General features: G+C 74.4%; 15 protein-coding genes. 9 read left to right on the top strand and 6 right to left on the bottom strand.

Going from position 1 to position 19,260, the window contains the following annotated elements; genetic code table 11:
• Positions 1-14: 14 nt before the first annotated feature.
• Entirely contained in the window at positions 15-1,271 is a 1,257-nt protein-coding gene (locus ACFW47_RS16600) for an FAD-binding protein (protein ID WP_386276422.1), read from the bottom strand.
• 107 nt (positions 1,272-1,378) lie between these two features.
• Between ACFW47_RS16600 and ACFW47_RS16595 the strand changes: the two genes are divergently transcribed.
• The 5 genes from ACFW47_RS16595 (at position 1,379) to ACFW47_RS16575 (ending at position 7,716) form a co-directional block, all read left to right on the top strand.
• The gene (locus tag ACFW47_RS16595) at positions 1,379-2,698 is read left to right on the top strand and encodes a radical SAM protein (RefSeq protein WP_386276420.1); all 1,320 of its coding nucleotides are present in this window, start codon (positions 1,379-1,381) and stop codon (positions 2,696-2,698) included.
• A gap of 116 nt (positions 2,699-2,814) precedes the next feature.
• Positions 2,815-4,341, top strand: coding sequence for a cellulose binding domain-containing protein (locus ACFW47_RS16590; RefSeq protein WP_386306137.1), 1,527 nt, complete (start codon positions 2,815-2,817; stop codon positions 4,339-4,341).
• A gap of 238 nt (positions 4,342-4,579) precedes the next feature.
• Positions 4,580-5,692 (top strand): ribosome small subunit-dependent GTPase A, encoded by a 1,113-nt coding sequence (gene rsgA / locus ACFW47_RS16585; RefSeq protein ID WP_386306136.1) that lies wholly within the window; start codon positions 4,580-4,582, stop codon positions 5,690-5,692.
• A gap of 60 nt (positions 5,693-5,752) precedes the next feature.
• Complete coding sequence (locus ACFW47_RS16580; RefSeq protein WP_386306135.1) at positions 5,753-7,210, top strand: AlkA N-terminal domain-containing protein; 1,458 nt, start codon at positions 5,753-5,755, stop codon at positions 7,208-7,210.
• Entirely contained in the window at positions 7,207-7,716 is a 510-nt protein-coding gene (locus ACFW47_RS16575) for a methylated-DNA--[protein]-cysteine S-methyltransferase (RefSeq protein WP_386306134.1), read from the top strand. The genes ACFW47_RS16580 and ACFW47_RS16575 overlap by 4 nt, the downstream gene beginning before the upstream one ends.
• Here the strand turns inward: ACFW47_RS16575 and ACFW47_RS16570 are convergent.
• Together ACFW47_RS16570 and ACFW47_RS16565 are read right to left on the bottom strand one after the other, a co-directional pair.
• Positions 7,713-8,201, bottom strand: coding sequence for a DUF456 domain-containing protein (locus tag ACFW47_RS16570; RefSeq protein ID WP_386306133.1), 489 nt, complete (start codon positions 8,199-8,201; stop codon positions 7,713-7,715). The two genes, ACFW47_RS16575 and ACFW47_RS16570, sit on opposite strands and share 4 nt — an antisense overlap.
• Before the next feature lie 62 nt (positions 8,202-8,263).
• Positions 8,264-9,247, bottom strand: a complete 984-nt coding sequence (locus tag ACFW47_RS16565; RefSeq protein WP_386306132.1) for a helix-turn-helix domain-containing protein — start codon at positions 9,245-9,247, stop codon at positions 8,264-8,266.
• A gap of 289 nt (positions 9,248-9,536) precedes the next feature.
• On the opposite strand from ACFW47_RS16565, the gene ACFW47_RS16560 reads away from it, so the two are divergent.
• From ACFW47_RS16560 to ACFW47_RS16550, 3 genes are all read left to right on the top strand, one after another.
• Positions 9,537-11,261, top strand: a complete 1,725-nt coding sequence (locus tag ACFW47_RS16560; protein ID WP_386306131.1) for a protein phosphatase 2C domain-containing protein — start codon at positions 9,537-9,539, stop codon at positions 11,259-11,261.
• 28 nt (positions 11,262-11,289) lie between these two features.
• On the top strand, positions 11,290-13,032 hold the full coding sequence (locus ACFW47_RS16555; RefSeq protein WP_386276403.1) for a pyruvate dehydrogenase: 1,743 nt from the start codon (positions 11,290-11,292) through the stop codon (positions 13,030-13,032).
• Positions 13,033-13,160: 128 nt separating this feature from the next.
• Complete coding sequence (locus tag ACFW47_RS16550) at positions 13,161-13,559, top strand: ATP-binding protein (RefSeq protein ID WP_386277183.1); 399 nt, start codon at positions 13,161-13,163, stop codon at positions 13,557-13,559.
• 42 nt (positions 13,560-13,601) lie between these two features.
• Here ACFW47_RS16550 and ACFW47_RS16545 read toward each other — a convergent pair whose 3' ends face one another.
• Both ACFW47_RS16545 and ACFW47_RS16540 read right to left on the bottom strand, forming a co-directional pair.
• Positions 13,602-14,654 (bottom strand): DUF2637 domain-containing protein, encoded by a 1,053-nt coding sequence (locus tag ACFW47_RS16545; protein WP_386276400.1) that lies wholly within the window; start codon positions 14,652-14,654, stop codon positions 13,602-13,604.
• Positions 14,655-14,910: 256 nt separating this feature from the next.
• Positions 14,911-15,756, bottom strand: a complete 846-nt coding sequence (locus tag ACFW47_RS16540; RefSeq protein ID WP_386306130.1) for a (2Fe-2S)-binding protein — start codon at positions 15,754-15,756, stop codon at positions 14,911-14,913.
• A gap of 168 nt (positions 15,757-15,924) precedes the next feature.
• On the opposite strand from ACFW47_RS16540, the gene ACFW47_RS16535 reads away from it, so the two are divergent.
• A complete protein-coding gene (locus ACFW47_RS16535) occupies positions 15,925-16,830 on the top strand; it encodes a GntR family transcriptional regulator (RefSeq protein WP_386276394.1) in 906 nt (301 codons plus the stop codon).
• A gap of 47 nt (positions 16,831-16,877) precedes the next feature.
• On the opposite strand, the gene secD is transcribed toward ACFW47_RS16535, so the two are convergent.
• Entirely contained in the window at positions 16,878-19,217 is a 2,340-nt protein-coding gene (secD, locus tag ACFW47_RS16530; RefSeq protein ID WP_386276392.1) for a protein translocase subunit SecD, read from the bottom strand.
• Positions 19,218-19,260: the final 43 nt, after the last annotated feature.

The following is a 19,260-nucleotide window of genomic DNA, read 5'->3' as shown; positions in this document are numbered from 1 at the left end:
CCGCCGGGACGCACTCAGCCGGCCAGCACCCCGCGCACGAAGGCGTTGGTGAACTTCCCCGCCGGGTCCAGGTCCCGCGTCAGCGCGCGGAAGTCGTCCAGCCTCGGGTAGAGCCCGCGCAGTTCGCCGGACGGGGTCGTGAACACCTTCCCCCAGTGCGGGCGGGCCGCGAACGGGGCCAGCGCCTCCTCCAGCCGCCGCACCACCGGCAGCACCGCCGCCGTGTCCTCGACCCAGGTGAAGTGCGCGGCCACGGTGTCCCGCCCGTAGGAGGGGCTCAGCCACTGCCCGTCGGCGGCGACCGTGCGGATCTCACAGGTCTGCAGCACCGGCGCGAGGACCTCCCGTATCGCGTCCATCGCGCGCAGGGCGGCCAGGGCGTGCCGGCGCGGCATCAGGTACTCCGACTGCAGCTCGGCGCCGCTGCTGGGCGTGAACTCGGCACGGAAGTGCGGCAGCCGCTCGTGCCAGGGCCCCGGCACACCGAACTGCTCCGTGCAGTTGACCGCGGGCATGCCCGGCACCGGGTGCTTCTTCTCGGCGGCCGGCGCGGCGTACGGGAAGTCGGGCAGCGGCCGGTCGGTGCGCCGCTTCAGCCACACCTGCCGGAAGCCGGACGCCCGCCAGTCCGTGAACAGGCTCACGCTGTACGCCGCCGACACAACCGCGTCGAACGTCGCCGCGTCCAGCCCTTCCAGCGGCAGCTCGGTGAAGACGTGCTGCTCGACCTCGTAGGCCGGCTCGAGGTCGAGAGTGAGGGCCGTCACGACGCCCAGCGCGCCGAGCGAGGTCACCGCGCCCCCGAAGCGTTCGTCGCCGCGCGCCACGGTCACCGCCGAGCCGTCCGCCGTCACCAGTTCCACCTCGCGCACGGACGAGGAGAGCGGGCCGTTGCCGACCCCCGAACCGTGCGTGCCGGTCGCCACCGACCCGGCGACGGAGATGTGCGGCAGCGACGCCATGTTCGCCAGCGCCAGCCCCCGCCCGTGCACCACCCGGGCCAGCTCCGCGTACCGGACCCCGCCGCCCACCCGCACCGTGCGGGCCGCCGAGTCGACGTCCACCTCCGACGGCAGGTCCGCAAGCGACAGCAGGACCCCCTCGGCGCCCGGCTCCGCGATCTCGTTGAAGGAGTGCCCGCTGCCCAGCACCCGCACCCGCGCGCTGTCCGCCACCAGGGCCCGCAGCGCGGCCAGGGTGTGCGGCCGGAGCAGTTCCTTGGCCGTGTAGGTGATGTTGCCGGCCCAATTGGTCACGGTGATGTCGGTCATACCGCGGAAACCTACCCGGCGCGTCTGGAGGGCCCCCGCGCGGGAAGCCGCACCGGCGGGGGCATACCGTGAGAAGTCGAACGCCTGAGCCGGGAGGAGACAACGGGATGGGCAGCCGTACCGCGCTGGTCGAGGATCTGATGGAGCGCTTTCCGCACGTACCGCGGGAAGCCGTCTTCAAGGAGGACCTGCTCCGCGGCGGGGTGGCCTTCGACCCCTCCGCGCTGAGCGACAACGAGGACGGCGAGGTCAAGCCGAAGTCGTACTTCATCTTCTCCTTCGACCACGGCACCCTGCCCGAGCTGGGCGAGGCCGCGCTGCGCCGGCCGCCCGAGGAGATCATCCTCACCGGCGGCCCCTACGACCTGCGCCGCACCGTCGTCTCCGTACGGGTGAACCCGTCCTCGCCCTACCGGGTCGCGGCCGACGAGCACAACCAGCTCGGCCTCTACCTCGACGGCAAGCGGATCTCCGACGTCGGCGTGCCGCCCATGCCGGAGTACTACCGGCACAAGCTCTCCAACGGCAAGTCGGTCATGGAGGTGGCCCCGACCATCCAGTGGGGCTACTTGATCTACCTGACCGCGTTCCGCGTCTGCCAGTACTTCGGCGCCAAGGAAGAGTGCCAGTACTGCGACATCAACCACAACTGGCGCCAGCACAAGGCGGCCGGGCGGCCGTACACCGGCGTGAAGGACGTCGACGAGGTCCTCGAGGCGCTGGAGATCATCAACAAGTACGACACCGCCAGGATCTCCACCGCGTACACGCTCACCGGCGGCGCGATCACGTCGAAGGTGCAGGGTCTGGACGAGGCCGACTTCTACGGGCGGTACGCCAAGGCCATCGAGGAGCACTTCCCCGGCCGCTGGATCGGCAAGGTCGTCGCCCAGGCCCTGCCCAAGCCGGACGTCCAGCGCTTCAAGGACTACGGCGTGCAGATCTACCACCCCAACTTCGAGGTGTGGGACGAGTACCTGTTCAAGATGTACTGCCCCGGCAAGGAGCGCTACGTCGGCCGCGACGAGTGGCACAAGCGCATCCTGGACTCCACCGAGGTCTTCGGCGCGCGCAACGTCATCCCCAACTTCGTCGCGGGCGTGGAGATGGCCGAGCCGTTCGGCTTCAAGACGGTCGACGAGGCCATCGACTCCACCACCGAGGGCCTGCGCTTCTTCATGTCGCACGGCATCACGCCCCGCTTCACCACCTGGTGCCCCGAGCCCACCACCCCGCTGGGCAAGGCCAACCCGCAGGGCGCGCCGCTGGAGTACCACATCCGCCTGCTCCAGGCCTACCGGCAGACCATGGAGGACTTCGGCCTCTCCTCGCCCCCCGGCTACGGCCCGCCCGGTGCCGGCAACGCGGTCTTCTCCGTCAGCTCCTTCATGGACAGCCTCCCGGAGGACGCGCCTGTGGAGGTGTGACCGGGCGCTTGTCAGCCCTGCCGCGGACGTGCCAAGCTCTGCGCTTGCCGCGACACCGGTCGCCAACTCCGCCGATCGCGTGACGAGTTGGCCTCGCCCGTGGATGCAGGAGTCCGATGTCCGACCCGCCGAGCCCGCAGGACGCCGCCGAGGCCGCGCTGTTCGCCGAGTGCTGGGACACGGTGCTGTCGTACGCCCGTCTGTGCACGGCGGGATCACCGGAGGCCGTCCGGCTGGCCACCGAGGCGTTCGGGCACGGTATGCGCGAGGTACGGGCCGCCGACGCCGCGGTGGCCCGGAGCGCCGCCCGCAGCCCCTCCCGGCTGCCGCGCGTCCCGCTGCTGCTGACCGCCGTGCGCGCCACGGCCGCCGCCTGGGAGACGGCGGGACGGGGCCACGGACTCGACCCCGGCCTGCGGCTGTGGCTGAACTCCGCCCGGGCCGCCCGCTACACCGGCCCCCCGCCGCGCCGTCCGCTCGCGCTGCGCGGCCTCAAGGACATGCAGGCACCCGACGCGGAACTGCTGTGGCTGGCCGACGTGGAGGCCCTGCCGCCGTCCGTGGTGGCCCGCCGGCTCGGTCTCGACCCGGCCACCGTCTCCGGCGAACTCGCCCGGGCCCGGGAACTGTTCCGGGACCGCTGCCGCCGGGGCCACCTCGACGCGACCCCGGACACCGGCTGCCGCGCGTACGCCCGGCTCCTGGACGCGGTCACCAGGTCACCGGCCGCCGACGTCCCCGAAGACCTCTCCCACCACCTGGCCACCTGCCCCGACTGCGCGGAGGCCGCCGGATGCCTGCGCCCGCACGGCGCCGGGCTGCCCGCGGCCCTCGCCGCGGGCGTGATCGGCTGGGGCGGCCTCGCCTACCTGGAGCACCGGCGCCGCGCCGCCGAGGCGCGGCTCGGCGCCGCCCACCCGGCGGCGGACGACGACCACAGCGACCGGGCCGCGGACGCCGGCCACCGGGCCCGCGTCGTCCGCGGCGGCCTCCTCGGCACCGCCGTCGCGGTGTCCCTGCTGGCGCTCACCGTCTCCCTGCACCCCTTCGGCACCACCGCCGAGGACAGCGCCGCGCCCACGGCCACCGCGGTGCCCACCGGCACCGTGGACCGCCGCCCGGCCGCCGTCCCCGGCTCCGCACCGGCGACGGAGGCCACCGAGCCGCCGGAGGCGTCACTGTCCCCCGCCGAGGACCCGGCGGCCGCACCGGACCGGCCCCCGCAGAGCGAGAACCCCGACCCGGAACCCCAGGGCACCGCCACACCAACCACACCCGCCACACCCACCGCGCGGGCCGACGGTCCGGCGGAACCCGGCCGCGCCCCGTCTCCCTGCCGCGTCCGGTACGACCTGGTCAACCAGTGGCCCGACGGCTTCCAGGCCACCGTCACCGTCACGACCGGCAGTGCCCTCGACTCCTGGCAGGTCGCCTGGACCTTCCCCGACGGCCAGCGCGTCGAGCGGATGTGGGACGCACGGCAGGTCCAGGAAGGGGCCCGCGTCACCGCCGGTGCCGCCGACTACAACAAGGCCGTCCCCGCCGGCGGCCGGATCGCCCTCGGCTTCGTCGCCTCCTGGCGGGGCAGGAACTCCCCGCCGTACGCCTTCACGCTGAACGGCCGGGAGTGCGAACGGGCCTGACGACAGGCCGGCCAAAAAGGCGTTGACGGGCGGAGGTACCCACGGGCTAATCTGACGCACGTCACACGGTGATCGCCGTGGGCGCGGAACACAGGAGTGAGGAGGTGTCGACCGATGGCTGTCATCGCGACGGGCGCTGCCCGCATCCAGGAACCCATCACGTCCACCTCCTTGGCCACCGGCTGACCTCAGCCAGCTGAGTCCTGTCGCCGGGGCCGCCCCTCTGAAGGGCCAACCCTTGACTTCCACGTCCCGTTCCACCTCCGTCTTCACCGCCCACTCCGCCCTCGCCCCCTACGGCTGGGACGAGGACTGGGCCGACGCGTTCGCGCCGCACGCCGCCGAAGGGCTGCTGCCCGGCCGCGTCGTGCGGGTCGACCGCGGCCAGTGCGACGTCGTCACCGCAGACGGCGTCCTGCGGGCCGACACCGCGTTCGTCACCCCGCACGACCCCCTGCGCACCGTCTGCACCGGCGACTGGGTCGCCGTCGAACCGGGCGGCACCCCGCGCTACGTATGCACGTACCTGCCGCGCCGTACGGCCTTCGTGCGCTCCACCTCCTCCAAGCGGTCCGAGGGGCAGATCCTCGCGGCCAACGTCGACCACGCGATCGTCGCCGTGTCGATGGCCGTCGAACTCGACCTCGCCCGGATCGAACGGTTCCTCGCGCTGGCCTGGGAGTCCGGGGCGCAGCCCCTGGTCGTCCTCACCAAGGCCGACCTGGTGCCCGACCCGGTGACGCTCGCCCACCTCGTCCAGGACGTGGAGACCTCCGCGCCCGGCGTGCCGGTGCTGCCCGTCAGCGCCGCGCTCGGGGAAGGGCTGGACGTCCTGGCCGCCGTGGTCGGCGGCGGTACGGCGGTACTGCTCGGGCAGTCCGGCGCGGGCAAGTCCACCCTCGCCAACGCGCTGCTCGGCGAGGACGTCATGGACGTCCGGGCCACCCGGGACATGGACGGCAAGGGCCGGCACACCACCACCACCCGCAACCTCCTCGTGATGCCGGGCGGGGGAGTGCTGATCGACACCCCCGGGCTGCGGGGCGTCGGCCTCTGGGACGCGGGCAGCGGCGTCGGCCAGGTGTTCGCCGAGATCGAGGAGCTGGCCGGTGACTGCCGGTTCCACGACTGCGCCCACGAGAGCGAGCCCGGTTGCGCCGTCCTCGCCGCCATCGACAGCGGCGAACTGCCCGAACGGCGGCTGGAGAGCTACCGCAAGCTCATGCGGGAGAACCAGCGCATCGTGGCCAAGACCGACGCCCGGCTGCGCGCCGAGATCCGCAAGGAGTGGAAGCGCCGGGGCGCCGTCGGGAAGGCGGCGATGGAGGCCAAGCGGGGGCGTCTGCGGTAGCGGACCCGGGCGGCGGGACCGGCCGACAGGTCGGCGACCTGCGCCACATTCGCCGACGCGATGTCCGATTTCCGCCAGCCCGGGCCCCCGGGCCGGCGGAGACTGGACGGCGTGAAGACGGACGACGTGGCGCACGAGAAGGCGCGGGACAGCAGGTACGAGGCCGTACGCAGCCGGGACGCCCGGTTCGACGGGGTGTTCTTCTTCGCCGTCGAGACGACCGGCATCTACTGCCGGCCCAGCTGCCCGGCGGTCACGCCGAAGCGGAGCAACGTGCGGTTCTTCGCGACGGCCGCCGCCGCGCAGGGCTCGGGGTTCCGGGCCTGCCGGCGGTGTCGCCCGGACGCCGTGCCGGGCTCGGCCGACTGGAACGTCCGCGCCGACGTCGTGGGCCGGGCCATGCGGCTGATCGGCGACGGCGTCGTCGACCGCGAGGGCGTCGCCGGACTCGCCGGCCGGCTCGGCTACAGCGCCCGCCAGGTGCAGCGCCAGCTCACCGCCGAGCTCGGAGCCGGGCCCGTGGCCCTGGCCCGCGCCCAGCGGTCGCACACCGCACGGGTCCTGCTGCAGACCACCGCCCTGCCGGTCACCGAGATCGCGTTCGCCTCCGGATTCGCCAGCGTGCGGCAGTTCAACGAGACGATCCGGGCCGTGTACGCGGCCACCCCGAGCGAGCTGCGCGCCGCCGCGCCCGCCCGCTCACGCACCGGCGCTCCCTCCGCCGGCATCCCGCTGCGCCTCGCCCACCGAGGGCCCTACCTGGCCGGTCCGGTCTTCGACCTGCTCCGGCGGGAGGCCGTCGCCGGGGTCGAGGAGGTGAGCGGCCCCACCGGCCGCCGCGTGTACCGGCGCGCCCTGCGCCTGCCCTACGGCACCGGGATCGTCGCCGTCGACGAGCGCCCGGGCGGGGCGCGCACCGGCGGCGGCTGGCTCGACGCCCGCCTCCACCTGACCGACCTGCGCGACCTGACCACCGCCGTACAGCGGCTGCGGAGGCTGTTCGACCTCGACGCCGACCCGTACGCGGTCGACGAACGCCTCGGGGCCGACCCCCGTCTCGCCCCGCTGGTCGCCGCCCGCCCAGGACTGCGCTCGCCGGGCACCGCCGATCCCGACGAGTTCGCCGTCCGGGCGCTGGCGGGACGGGCGGAGGCCGAGCGGCTGGTCCAGCGGTACGGCAAGACGCTGGACGCGCCGTGCGGCACCCTCACCCACCTCTTCCCGGAACCGGGCGTCCTCGCCGAGGCGGAGCCGCACGGCACCCCGGGCGCCCTCGCCGCCGCCCTCGCCGACGGCGCCGTCCGCCTCGACCCCGGCGCCGACCGGGACGAGGCCGAACGCGCGCTGCTCGCCGTACCCGGCGTGGACGCCGCCACCGCGGCCGTCGTCCGGGCCCGCGCCCTCGGCGACCCGGACGTCGCCCCGCCCGGCGCGGCCGTACCCGACACCTGGCGCCCCTGGCGCTCGTACGCCCTGAACCACCTGCGTGCAGCAGGAGAGTGGGAGAACGACCGATGACGACCACGACCACCGACACCCTCTGGAGTGAGCTGCCCAGCCCCGTCGGCCCGCTGCTCCTCACCGCGGACACGGACGGCGCGCTCACCTCCCTGTCCGTGGCCGGACAGAAGGGCGGCCGGGCCGTCCAGGAGGGGTGGCGGCGGGACGCCGGGCCCTTCCGGGCCGCCGTCGAGCAGCTCGCCGCCTACTTCGCCGGGGAGCTGACCGAGTTCCGGCTGCCGCTGCGGGCCGAGGGCACCGCCTTCCGGGAGCGGGTGTGGGCCGCCCTGGACGACGTGCCCTACGGGTCGACCACGACGTACGGCGAGATCGCCGCCCGCATCGGGGCCTCCCGGCCCGCGGTCCGCGCCGTCGGCGGCGCGATCGGCGCCAACCCGCTGCTGATCCTGCGCCCCTGCCACCGGGTGATCGGCGCCGACGGCTCCCTCACCGGGTACGCGGGCGGCCTGGAGCGCAAGACGCGGCTGCTGGCCCTGGAGGGCACCCTGCCGGCGCCGCGCTAGCCGGCCAGTACCGCTCCCAGCCAGGCTCCGGTGATCAGCAGGCAGGCGAAGAACTCCGTCAGCACGCTGTAACCGCCCGCCCGCATCGCCGTCCGCAGCGCCGCCCTCGCCTCGCCGTGCCGGCCCAGCCGCAGCCGTTCGGCGAGGTAGATGCCGCCCATGAAACCGGGGACCGCGCCGACCACCGGTATCAGGACGAAGCCGAGGACCGCGCCCGCGCCCCCGTACAGCGTCAGCCGTCGGGTGGCGTCGTCCGCGCGCAACCGCCGGCGCCGGGACGGCAGCGACCAGCGCACCGCCAGGGACAGGAGCAGGACGACGGTGGCGCCGACGAGCACGGCCCACGCCAGCGGCCGCGGGTCCTCCAGCGCCCACCACAGGACCCCGGCCCACACCAGCCACGACCCGGGCATGCCGGGGAACAGCACCCCGTACAGTCCGAGCAGTATCACCAGCCCGGACAGCAGGAGGTCCCACGCTCCCATCTGTCCAGGGTGCCGGAGCCGGGCGCGGTCCGCAGAAGTGCGGGCGGTGCGGCAGGCGCCGGTCAGCGCTTCCTGGACACCCACTCCCGTTCGTAGGCGTGCCAGCCCAGCTGGAGCCGGGTGGTGACGCCGGTCAGCTCCATCAGCCGCTTCACCCGGCGCTGCACGGTCCGCAGCCCGAGGTCGAGCTGCTTGGCGACGCTCGCGTCGGTCAGGCCGGCCAGCAGCAGGGAGAGGATCTCCAGGTCGGTGGCGTCGGGACCGTCCGGTCCGCGCTCGGACACCCCCGAGGCGCCCAGCCTGAGCGGCAGCGCCTCCCGCCACACCGCCTCGAACAGACCCGACAGCAGCTCCAGCAGGCCGCTGGCGTGCACGACCAGCGCGGCGGGCTCCGAGGAGCGCGCGGTGAGCGGGACCAGGGCGAGGGACCGGTCGGCGACGACCAGCTTGGTCGGCACCCGGTCCACCACCCGCACCTGTTCGTCGCGGCCGAGCGCGGCGGTCAGTTCGGTGATGCCGGTCGGCAGGTCCAGGACCGCCCGCTCCACGACCACGCGGTAGCGGACGCCGCGTCCGGTGGCCTGCTCCTCGGCGTCGTTCTCCATGCCGGTCACGGCGACCGGATTGCCGGTGACCAGCGCGCACACCTCCTCGCTCGCCCCGAGCTGGAGCTGGAGGAAGCGCTGGGCGACCGCCGCGGCGCCGGTCACCACCTCCACCAGGTCGTGCACCGCGGGTTCGGCCGCCGCCGCGCGGTACTCCTCGGCCAGCAGCGCCGCCGCCAGCTCCGCCCGCTCCAGCTCGTGCCGCTGCTGGGCGAGCAGCGCGCCCAGCGCCACCCCCGGAGGCGCGGCGACCCAGCGGCCCGGCCGGGCCGAGGACTGGGCCGCGAGACCGTTCTGTTCCAGCCGGCGCAGCGCACGCTCCGTGTCCTGCTCGCCGAGCGCCAGCCGGCGGGCCAGATCGGGCACGTCGGCCGCGCCCACGGACACCAGCGCCCGGTACGCCGACTCGTGCGTGTCCTCCAGCCCCAGCACTCCCAGCATCAGCCCTCGCCCCTCCCCGAGCACAAACCTCACCAACGCCCGCGGTGCCGCCGTGGCGGAAAACGGCCACGGCGCAAACCCGCCTCGGGACATCATCGCCGTACCGCCGGTCACTCTGCCAAGGTGGCGTCGCCGGGCGGTTCTCCCGTGGGGGGTGGGACCGCTCGGCCACCCCGCCTCGCAATACCGTTCGACCCGTCCCCCGACACGCCGTCCCGGCGCACGCCGGTGCGCCGGATTTTCCCGATGCCCCGTTCTCATCCGGCTCCGTCGGTGGACAATCAGGAGCATGAGTCAGCAGGGGGGAAGTCCCGCCGGTCATGACGACGACTGGTGGGCGCAGCTGTACGACGACTCCGCCGACGACACCGGCCCCACGGCCGCGCCCGATTCCCTGGACGACCGCTTCACCTCGGCGGCGGGGACGGTGGCCCGAGGCTCGGACCACGGCACACGGGGCGGGCCGACGCCACCGCCTCCGCCGCGGGCGGACTCCCCGCCGCCGGCCGGCCGTGAGCCCGGCCCGGCCCCGCCGGGGTGGGCGCCGCCCGCGCCCCCCGGCGTCCCCGCACCCCGCACCGGGCCGCCTCCCCTCGCCGACACCGCACCGAGCCGCCCCGGCCCACCCCCGCCCCGGGCCCCGTGGGAGCCTCCGCCCGCCGTACCCACCGGACCGGCGAACTTCCCGGCCGCCGCGACCGGGCGGCGGGCCGGACAGCCCGCCCCGTCCTCCCCGGAGAGCGCACAGCCCGGCCCCACGCGGTCCGCGGCCGAACCGCCTTCCGGTCTTGCGCAGCCCCCGCCGGTCCCGGCGGCCGACGGCACCGCGTCGTCCGCCGCGCCGTTGGCTCCGCCCGGCGGCGGGCGTCGGGTGTGGACTCGTGGGCGTACGACCTCGGGGACCGGGGACGCCGATCTCTCGGAGCCGCCCGCCGGCGCCTCCGTGCCGGGCTCCGGCGAGTTCGCGCCACCGCCGCCGGCCGGGGGCGCTCCCGTGCTGCCGCCGCTGCCGCCCCCGTTCCTCCCCTCGGTCCCGCCCGCGCCCGCCGACCGTGACTACGTCGGCTCCGGGCCGCCCACCTACGACCCCGAGCCCACCGCGTTGCCGCCCGCCGACCCCGACGGGCTGGACGGGCTGGTGGCGGACACGGTGCTGGACGGCGCCCGGTACGGGAGCTGCACCCTGCGGGCCGTCTCCGTGCGGGGCGACTCCGCGCGCTACCGGGGCGACCCGCGCCGCGACGCGCTGCTCGTCGCCCGCTTCGGCGCGGGGGAGCAGGCGCTGGTGCTGGTCGCGATGGCCACCGGGGCCCGCGCGAGCGCCGGAGCGCACCGGGCGGCGGCCGAGGTGTGCCGGTGGATCGGGCGGGCCGTGGGCCGCAGCCACGACCGGCTCGGGGAGGACCTGCGGGCCGGGCGCCGCGGCGAGCTGAAGTCCGGGCTGCACCGGCTCACCGACCGCAGCCTCGGCCGGCTCCGCGCGGGCGCCGCCGACCAGGGCCTGAGCCCCGACGAGTACGCGGCCACCCTGCGCTGCCTGCTGCTGCCCGCCGACCCCGGGTGCCGTACGCGGGTGTACTTCGGCGTCGGCGCGGGCGGACTGCTGCGGCTGCGGGACGGCGCCTGGCAGAACATGGAGCCGAGCGTCGGCGAGGTCACCGGTGAACCCGTCGTCGGGTTCGGGTCGCCGCCCGCCGAGACGCCGGAGGGGGACCGGCTCACCATGGACCTCGGCGTCACCGCCCCGCCCGGGCCCCACCACGTCCCGCCCGCCGGCCCGCCCCGCGAACCCTTCCGCTTCCGCGCCTCCGTAGCCCGCCCGGGTGATGTGCTGCTGATGTGTACCGCGGGCCTCGCCGAGCCGCTGCTCAGCCAGCCCGAACTGGGCGGACTCCTCGCCCGGCGGTGGTCCGGCCGCACCCCGCCCGGCCTCGCGGAGTTCCTCGCCGACAGCCGCGTCCGGGTCAAGGGTTACGCCGACGACCGTACGGCCGCCGCCGTTTGGGAGGCGTGACGCCGCTCGGTGTGCCATAGCTGGAGCCATGGCCAAACAGAACGTCGCGGAACAGTTCGTCGACATCCTCACCCGTGCCGGAGTCAAGCGCCTCTACGGAGTCGTCGGCGACAGCCTCAACCCGGTCGTGGACGCCGTGCGCCGCCACTCCGGCATCGAGTGGGTGCACGTGCGGCACGAGGAGACCGCCGCCTTCGCCGCCGGGGCGGAGGCCCAGATCACCGGCAAGCTCACGGCCTGCGCCGGCTCCTGCGGCCCCGGCAACCTCCACCTCATCAACGGCCTCTACGACGCCCACCGCTCCGCGGCCCCCGTCCTCGCCCTCGCCTCGCAGATCCCCTCCAGCGAGATCGGCCTCGGCTTCTTCCAGGAGACCCACCCCGACCAGCTCTTCCGCGAGTGCAGCCACTACAGCGAGCTGATCTCCAGCCCCAAGCAGATGCCCCGGCTGCTCCAGACCGCCATCCAGCACGCCGTCGGCCAGGGCGGCGTCAGCGTCGTCTCGCTGCCCGGTGACATCGCCGACGAGCCCGCGCCGGAGAAGGCCGCCGAGACGGCACTCGTCACCTCCCGGCCGACCGTCCGCCCCGGCGACGAGGAGATCGACCGGCTGGTGCGGCTGATCGACGACGCAGACCGGGTCACCCTGTTCTGCGGCGCCGGCACGGCGGGCGCGCACGCCGAGGTGATGGAGTTCGCCGGGAAGATCAAGTCCCCGGTGGGGCACGCCCTGCGGGGCAAGGAGTGGATCCAGTACGACAACCCGTACGACGTGGGGATGAGCGGCCTGCTCGGCTACGGCGCCGCATACGAGGCCACCCACGAGTGCGACCTGCTGATCCTGCTCGGCACGGACTTCCCGTACAACGCCTTCCTGCCCGACGACGTGAAGATCGCCCAGATCGACGTCCGGCCCGAGCACCTGGGCCGCCGCTCCAAGCTGGACCTCGCGGTGTGGGGCGACGCGAAGGAGACCCTGCGCTGCCTGATCCCGCGGGTGAAGGAGAAGAAGAGCCGCCGCTTCCTCGACCGGATGCTGAAGAAGCACGCGGACGCGCTGGAGGGCGTGGTCAAGGCGTACACCCGCAAGGTCGACAAGCACGTCCCGATCCACCCCGAGTACGTCGCCGCCGTGCTCGACGAGATGGCCGACGACGACGCCGTGTTCACCGTCGACACCGGCATGTGCAACGTCTGGGCGGCCCGCTACATCCAGCCCAACGGCAAGCGCCGCGTCATCGGCTCCTTCTCGCACGGCTCGATGGCGAACGCGCTGCCGATGGCGATCGGCGCCCAGTTCACCGACCGGCGCCGGCAGGTCGTGTCGATGTCCGGCGACGGCGGGTTCACGATGCTGATGGGCGACTTCCTCACCCTCGTCCAGCACGACCTGCCCGTGAAGGTCGTGCTCTTCAACAACTCCTCGCTCGGCATGGTCGAGCTGGAGATGCTGGTCGCGGGCCTGCCCTCGCACGGCGTGGCCAACGCCAACCCCGACTTCGCCGCCGTCGCCGAGGCCTGCGGCGCCTTCGGGGTGCGGGTGGAGAAGCCGAAGGACCTGGCCGGGGCGCTGAAGGCCGCGTTCAAGCACAAGGGACCGGCCCTGGTCGACGTCGTCACCGACCCCAACGCCCTGTCCATCCCGCCGAAGATCAGCGCCGACATGGTCACCGGCTTCGCGCTGTCCGCCTCCAAGATCGTGCTGGACGGCGGTGTCGGGCGGATGCTCCAGATGGCCCGCTCGAACCTGCGGAACGTGCCGCGCCCGTGACCGACGGCACGGCCCTTGTGGGGGACGTCGGCGAATCGACATGACTGCCCGGGGTCCGAACGGGCAAGGCTTCCCCCGTGAAGTTGTTCGAACAGGGAGGGAACGACATCAGCACGTCGACGGGGGACATGGAAAGGAAGGCGGTGCCGGAGCTCAGGCAACGACTCGGACGGGCGGACCTGCGGGCGGTGCCCGAGGCCCGGCGGGCCCTGCGTGAGCTGCTGCGGCACTGGGGCGGTCCGGGACGGTCGGAGATCGCGGAGCTGCTCACCAGCGAGCTCGTCACCAACGCCCTCGTCCACACCGACGAGGGCGCGGTCCTGACCGCCACGGTCGGACCGCGGGCGCTGCGGGTCGAGGTGCGGGACCGCGCCGACGGCCTGCCCCGGCCGCGCACGCCGAGCCCGGAGGAGAGCACCGGCGGCAGGGGCCTGCTCCTCGTGCAGTCCCTCGCCGACGACTGGGGCGTGCGGGCCTGCGGGACGGGCAAGTCGGTCTGGTTCGAACTGGACGCCGAGACGGCGTGACGGGCAGCCGGGGTCCCGGCGACCCGTCAGCTCCGGCCGCACCTAACCGAACTGCTGCTCGAGGTCCTTGAGCTTGCGCTCCAGGGAGTCCAGCCGCGGCAGGGCCTGCGTGTCGTCCTCCGCGGTGAGGTCGACGGTGACCGGGTCAGCTCCGTTCCGCACGGGCTGCAAGGAGGGCCGCCGGCGTACGGGCAGGGGCTCCGGGGTCGATATGGCAGGCTCCGCGGTGGCCCGTTCGGTGCCGCGCTCCACCTGCTGCACCTCGACCTCGACCTGCCGGCCGCCGCGCCCGGGGAAGCCCCGGTGGCCGTGGCCCCGGCTGATCGCCTTGAGCTGGGCCCGCTCCAGACGCTCCTGCTCGCGCCGGCGCTGCCTGGCCTCCTCCTTCTTGCGCATGTCGTCGCGCACCTCCTCGACGGCCTCGTCGAGGCTGCGCACGCCTTCCAGGAGCATCAGCGACCAGGCGCGGTACGTCTCCCGGGGGGCCCGCAGCCAGCGCACCATGCGGATCTGCGGCAGCGGGCGGGGCACCAGGCCCTGCTCGCGCAGCGCGGCCCGGCGGGTCTGCTTCAGGGCGCGGTCGAACAGGACCGCCGCCGACAGGGACATGCCCGCGAAGAAGTGCGGGGCACCCGCGTGACCGATGCCGCGGGGCGCGTGCACCCAGTTGAACCACGCCGCCGCGAACGCGAAGGTCCACACGAGTATGCGGGAGCCGAGCGCCGCGTCACCGTGGCTGGCCTCGCGCACCGCGAGGACGGAGCAGAACATCGCCGCCCCGTCGAGCCCGAACGGGACCAGGTACTGCCAGCCGCCGCTCAGACCGAGGTTCTGCTCGCCGAAGCCGACCAGACCGTGGAAGGAGAGCGCCGCGGCGACCGCGGCACAGCAGAAGAGCAGGACATAGGAGACGCTGCCGTAGAGGGCTTCCTTGCGCCTGCGCCGCTCCTCCATGCGCTCCCACGAGTCGTCCGCGCCCTCGTCCTTCCCCGAGGAACGCTTGCCTCGCGCGAGCACCGCCACCGCCGCCAGCATGCCCAGGAGCAGCACGGCGCCCGGAAGCAGCCAGTTCAGCGATATGTCGGTCAATCTCATCTGGGGTCCCTTGCCTTGGGATAGGGCGTAACGCCCGCCATGGTGGCCCAAACCCGGCGGGCCTCAGGGGGTTTCGCGGCAAGAGACCGCCATGGGAGTGAGAGGGGGCGCCCGGGGCGGTGTTCTGCTCGAACTGCCTTGCGTGGGGTGGCAGATGAGTTCGATTAAGACCACCCGTGCGGGTGGTTCCAAGGGAAACCGCCGTGCCGCCTGAGGGGGCTGTGAAACGGGGCCCGGGTTCTCGGCCGGGGGCGGCTCAGCCCGCCGCGGCGAGCAGCTTCCCGACGCGGTCCGCGTCGCAGGTGCGCGGGCAGGTCGCGCAGGTGTCCTCGGGGCGCACCGTGTAGAACATGCAGCAGCTCGCGCGGTCCCGGGTGTGCAGCGGTTCGCCGTCCGGTCCGGTCAGCTCGCGGAACGCCGCGTCGCCGACGTACGGCTTGGTCGCGCCCGGCAGCAGCAGCTCCAGCTCTCGCCGGGCCCGCTCCTGCTCGCCGAGCAGATGGGCGACGTACCAGAGGCCCTCGACGACCTCGTCGGTCGCCATGCCCCACAGGGCGCGTCCGCGCCGCCGCATCCGGGGGCCGAATCCGGCCAGTACCGGCTCCAGGTGCTCGGCGACCGCCGCCCGCACCTCCACCCGCAGTGCCTCCTCGTCGGCGACCACGCGGGCGCCGGGCAGAGCGGCGGCCGGGTCGCCGGGCAGGCAGGCGAAGCCGGCGGCGCGCACGGCCATCCGGCCGAGGGGGAGGCCCGCGGCGGAGCGGTCGTAGGCGACCTGGGTGGCGGGGTAGCGGGGGACCCGGCGGTGCAGGAACCACGGCACGGTGATCAGCAGACAGGCCGGCCACGCGTACCGGTGCAGACCGAAACTCGCCACGACGTCCGGGCGGGCCCGCTGCCCGTAGTCCCGCAGCACCTGGGCGTCGTCCCAGGCTAGGAACGCCTCCAGCTCCGCGCCGCCCGAGGCGAGCGAGCCGGCCGCGACCCAGCCGCCGCCGGCCGGGACCTCGCCGGCCGGGTCCAGCTCGGTGACGCCCAGCCCCGGAAGGACCTCGGTCAGGCGCGCGTAGGCGTCCGTGAGGGCCGTGCGGGTGACAGGCATGCGGGACCACCGATCCACGTCGGAAACGAAGGACAGCTTGAGGTAAGCCTTACCTTACCGAAGATCCCCGGGATTTGAACTGGCGGCCCGTGCCTTTATGGTGCTTGACGGACAAGTGACAACCCGTCGTAATGACCTCAAGTACCGACACGTCCCTCAGGAGGACCCGTGGAGCCGAGCGCGCAGGGGCCCGGGGGGACGGGGACGGAGCGCCTGCGGGTCGCCGGACCGGCCGGAACGCCGGGAGCGTCCGGAGCGGCGCGGGTCCCGGCGCAGCCCGGTGCCGCGGACGTGAACCGGGAGCAGCGGAATCCGGGCCGGGGCGAGGACCGGGACGGCAGTGAGCGCCGGGACGGCGGAGACGGGCGGGACCGCGGCGTTGGGGAGCCGGGCGGGGCCGTGCGCGGTGAGCACACGCACAGCGAACCCCCCGCGCCCCGGCCGCGCGTCCTCGTCCAGCGCTCCTCCGTGCGCGGTCAGATACTCGACGCCCTGCGCAACGCGCTGATGGCCGGCGAGCTGCGGCCCGGCGAGGTCTACTCGGCGCCCGCGCTCGGGGAACGGTTCGGCGTCTCGGCCACGCCCGTGCGCGAGGCCATGCAGCAGCTGGCCGTGGAGGGCGCCGTCGAGGTCGTCCCCAACCGCGGCTTCCGCGTCGTCCGGCGCGGCGACCGGGAACGGGCCGAGCTCGCCGAGGTCCGGGCGCTGCTGGAGGCCCCGGTCTGGCTGCGCCTGGCCCGTACGGTGCCCGCCGAGCGGTGGGCGCGGCTGCGGCCCCTCGCCGAGGCCGCCGTCCGGGCCGCGTCCTCCGGCTGCCCGGCCACCTACGCCGAGGCGGACCGCGCCTTCCACCGCGCGGTGCTCTCGCTCGCCGGCAACGAACAGCTCGTCGGCGTCGCCGGCGACCTGCACCGTCGCGCCCAGTGGCCGCGGGCCGGGACCCCCGCGGGGCGGGGGCGGGCCGACCTGATCTCCGACGCGCACGAACACACGGCACTGCTGGACGCGCTGATCGCCGGCGACCAGGACCTGGTGCGGGCCCTGGTGGGGGAGCACTTCGGCGCGGCGCCCTGAGCGCTCCCCCAGGGAAGGGCGGACCTCCCATGGGAAGGGCGGGCCGCCTACGACACCTCCTGCCGTTCCGTGCGGCTCGCCGGCACCGTCTTCTCCGTGATCCGCCCCTTGCGGCGGGTGCGACGGGACCCGCTGCCGCGGTCGTGCATCTCGATGGCCAGCGGGGACGCGGTGAACACCGAGGAGTACGTCCCGACCCCCACGCCGATCAGCAGCGCGAGCGCGAAGTCCGTCAGCGAGTCCTCGGCCAGGAGGGCCAGCGAGGCGAGGATGAGCACCGCGCCCATGCCCGTGTTGACCGTGCGCGGCAGGGTCTGCAGGATCGCCCGGTTGGTGAGCCGGGCGAACGGCGTCCTGCGGTCCTTGCCGGCGAGCAGCTCCCGGATGCGGTCGAAGAGGACCACCGAGTCGTTGACCGAGTAGCCGATCACCGTCAGCAGCGCGGCCAGGAACACCCCGTCGATCGGCTTGCCCAGCCACGCGAAGACGCCGACCAGGATGACCACGTCGTGGGCGAGCGCGCTCACCGCCGCCGTGCCGAACAGCAGCCGGAAACGGACGGCGAGGTACAGCAGCTGCGCGCCGAGGGCCAGACCCAGGGCGATCAAGGCGTCCCGCCGCAGCTCCTCGCCGAGACTGGGGCCGATCAGCTCGTCGCGGACCTTCTCGGTGTCACCGCCCAGCTCGCCGACGGTCTCGGTGACCTTCTCCGCCTCGGCGTCGGTCAGCTCCTCGGTGCGTACCGTGAGGTCGCCGTCTCCGGAGGACTGGACGACGGCGCGGGGGAAGCCCGCGTCGGCGAGGGCGTCCCGCGCCCGGTCGGCGTCGACCTGGGTGGCCGTGGAGTACTCGATCAGCCGTCCGCCGGTGAACTCGATGCCGAAGTCGAGCCCGCGGACCAGGATGCCCGAGCCGGCCACCACCATGACCAGGGCGGACACGGCCAGCCAGCGGCGCGGCCGGCGCATCAGGAAGGGGTCGCGGCGCAGCAGCGCGTCCCGGACCGGGCCGGTGGTCGAGATGCCGGTGATGTGGGGCCGGCGGAAGACCGCCGGACGGCTCGCGGCGAACTCGGCGAGCACCCGGGTGATCACCAGGGCGCTGAGCATGGAGGCGAGGACACCGATGCCCAGGGTGACGCCGAAGCCCTTCACCGGGCCGGAGGCCAGGAAGAAGAGCAGGGCGGCGGCGATCAGCGTGGTGATGTTGGAGTCGGCGATCGCGCTGAAGGCGCTGCGGAAACCGGCGGTCAGCGAGGAGCGGGTGCTCGGGCGGGTCCGGGAGGCCTGTTCCTCGCGGGCGCGTTCGAAGACGAGGACGTTGGCGTCCACCGCCATGCCGATGGCCAGCACGAAGCCCGCCAGGCCGGGCAGGGTGAGGGTGGCGCCGACCGCGGCCAGCGCGGCGTAGGAGATCAGGCCGTAGCAGAGCAGGGCCACGGTCGCCAGCGCGCCCATGAGGCGGTAGACGACGATGATGAACAGCGCGGTGAGCGCGGTGCCGATGACGGCGGCCCACGCACCGGCCGAGATGGCCTCGTCGCCCAGCGTCGCGCCGATGGTGCGCTGCTCGATGGTCTCGACCGGCACGGGCAGGGCACCGCCCTTGACGAGCAGCGCCAGTTCGCGCGCCTCGGCGTCGTCGAAGGAGCCGGTGATCTGGGTGGAGCCACCGGTGATGCCCGCCCCGCAGGCCACCGACGGGTCGACCTGCGGCGAAGAGATGATCTTGTCGTCGAGCACGATGGCGACCCGGCGCTGCGGGTCGCCGGCCGGGTGACAGGCGGCCTCGCCGGTCACCTTGGCCCAGCGGTCGCCGCCCGAGTCCTTGAAGTCCACGGTGACGTGCCAGCCGGCTCCGCCCTGCTGGTCGAAGCGGGCGTCGGCGCCCTTGACGTCCTCGCCGGTGAGCGAGGCGGACTTCAGCCGCAGTGGCTGTCCGTCCTCGTCGGGCAGGAGGCGCTCGCCTTCCGTACCGGACTCCGGCCCGGCGTCCTGCTCGGTGCTCTCGGCCGCACCGAGCACCGAGTGGACGGTGAGCTGGGCGGTGCGGCCCAGCACGTCGGCGGCCTGCTTCGGGTCCTGGACGCCGGGCAGTTCGACGACGATCCGGTTGTCACCGGAGCGGACGATGGTCGGTTCGGCGACGCCGAGCGCGTCGATGCGGCCGCGCAGCACCTCCACGGTGCGGTCGGTGGCCTCGCGGTCGGCCTTGGTGGTCTCGGTGGACTTGGTCTCCAGCACGATCTGGGTGCCGCCGCGCAGGTCGAGCCCGAGGCGGACCGGCATGGTCAGGGCGATGGCCACGGCGCCGGCCATCACGAGGAGGGCGACGAGCGCCCGGCCCCTCAGGGAGTTGGGGCGCGAGCGGGGACGGGAACGTTTCAACACGGGCCTCCGGCAGGCACGCCACGACAGCGGCCCAGCGCGG

This window comes from Streptomyces sp. NPDC058796 (assembly GCF_042745235.1).
GTDB lineage: Bacteria > Actinomycetota > Actinomycetes > Streptomycetales > Streptomycetaceae > Streptomyces.
The sequence above is the reverse complement of the archived record's forward strand: the minus strand, read 5'-3'. Positions and strand labels throughout refer to the sequence as shown.

What these genes read in the sequence shown, in the direction of transcription:
- ACFW47_RS16600 (WP_386276422.1), bottom strand. Translation starts at nt 1,271, where the DNA reads ATGACCGACATCACCGTGACCAATTGGGCCGGCAACATCACCTACACG.
- ACFW47_RS16595 (WP_386276420.1), top strand. Translation starts at nt 1,379, where the DNA reads ATGGGCAGCCGTACCGCGCTGGTCGAGGATCTGATGGAGCGCTTTCCG.
- ACFW47_RS16590 (WP_386306137.1), top strand. Translation starts at nt 2,815, where the DNA reads ATGTCCGACCCGCCGAGCCCGCAGGACGCCGCCGAGGCCGCGCTGTTC.
- ACFW47_RS16580 (WP_386306135.1), top strand. Translation starts at nt 5,753, where the DNA reads ATGTCCGATTTCCGCCAGCCCGGGCCCCCGGGCCGGCGGAGACTGGAC.
- ACFW47_RS16575 (WP_386306134.1), top strand. Translation starts at nt 7,207, where the DNA reads ATGACGACCACGACCACCGACACCCTCTGGAGTGAGCTGCCCAGCCCC.
- ACFW47_RS16570 (WP_386306133.1), bottom strand. Translation starts at nt 8,201, where the DNA reads ATGGGAGCGTGGGACCTCCTGCTGTCCGGGCTGGTGATACTGCTCGGA.
- ACFW47_RS16565 (WP_386306132.1), bottom strand. Translation starts at nt 9,247, where the DNA reads ATGCTGGGAGTGCTGGGGCTGGAGGACACGCACGAGTCGGCGTACCGG.
- ACFW47_RS16560 (WP_386306131.1), top strand. Translation starts at nt 9,537, where the DNA reads ATGAGTCAGCAGGGGGGAAGTCCCGCCGGTCATGACGACGACTGGTGG.
- ACFW47_RS16555 (WP_386276403.1), top strand. Translation starts at nt 11,290, where the DNA reads ATGGCCAAACAGAACGTCGCGGAACAGTTCGTCGACATCCTCACCCGT.
- ACFW47_RS16550 (WP_386277183.1), top strand. Translation starts at nt 13,161, where the DNA reads ATGGAAAGGAAGGCGGTGCCGGAGCTCAGGCAACGACTCGGACGGGCG.
- ACFW47_RS16545 (WP_386276400.1), bottom strand. Translation starts at nt 14,654, where the DNA reads ATGAGATTGACCGACATATCGCTGAACTGGCTGCTTCCGGGCGCCGTG.
- ACFW47_RS16540 (WP_386306130.1), bottom strand. Translation starts at nt 15,756, where the DNA reads ATGCCTGTCACCCGCACGGCCCTCACGGACGCCTACGCGCGCCTGACC.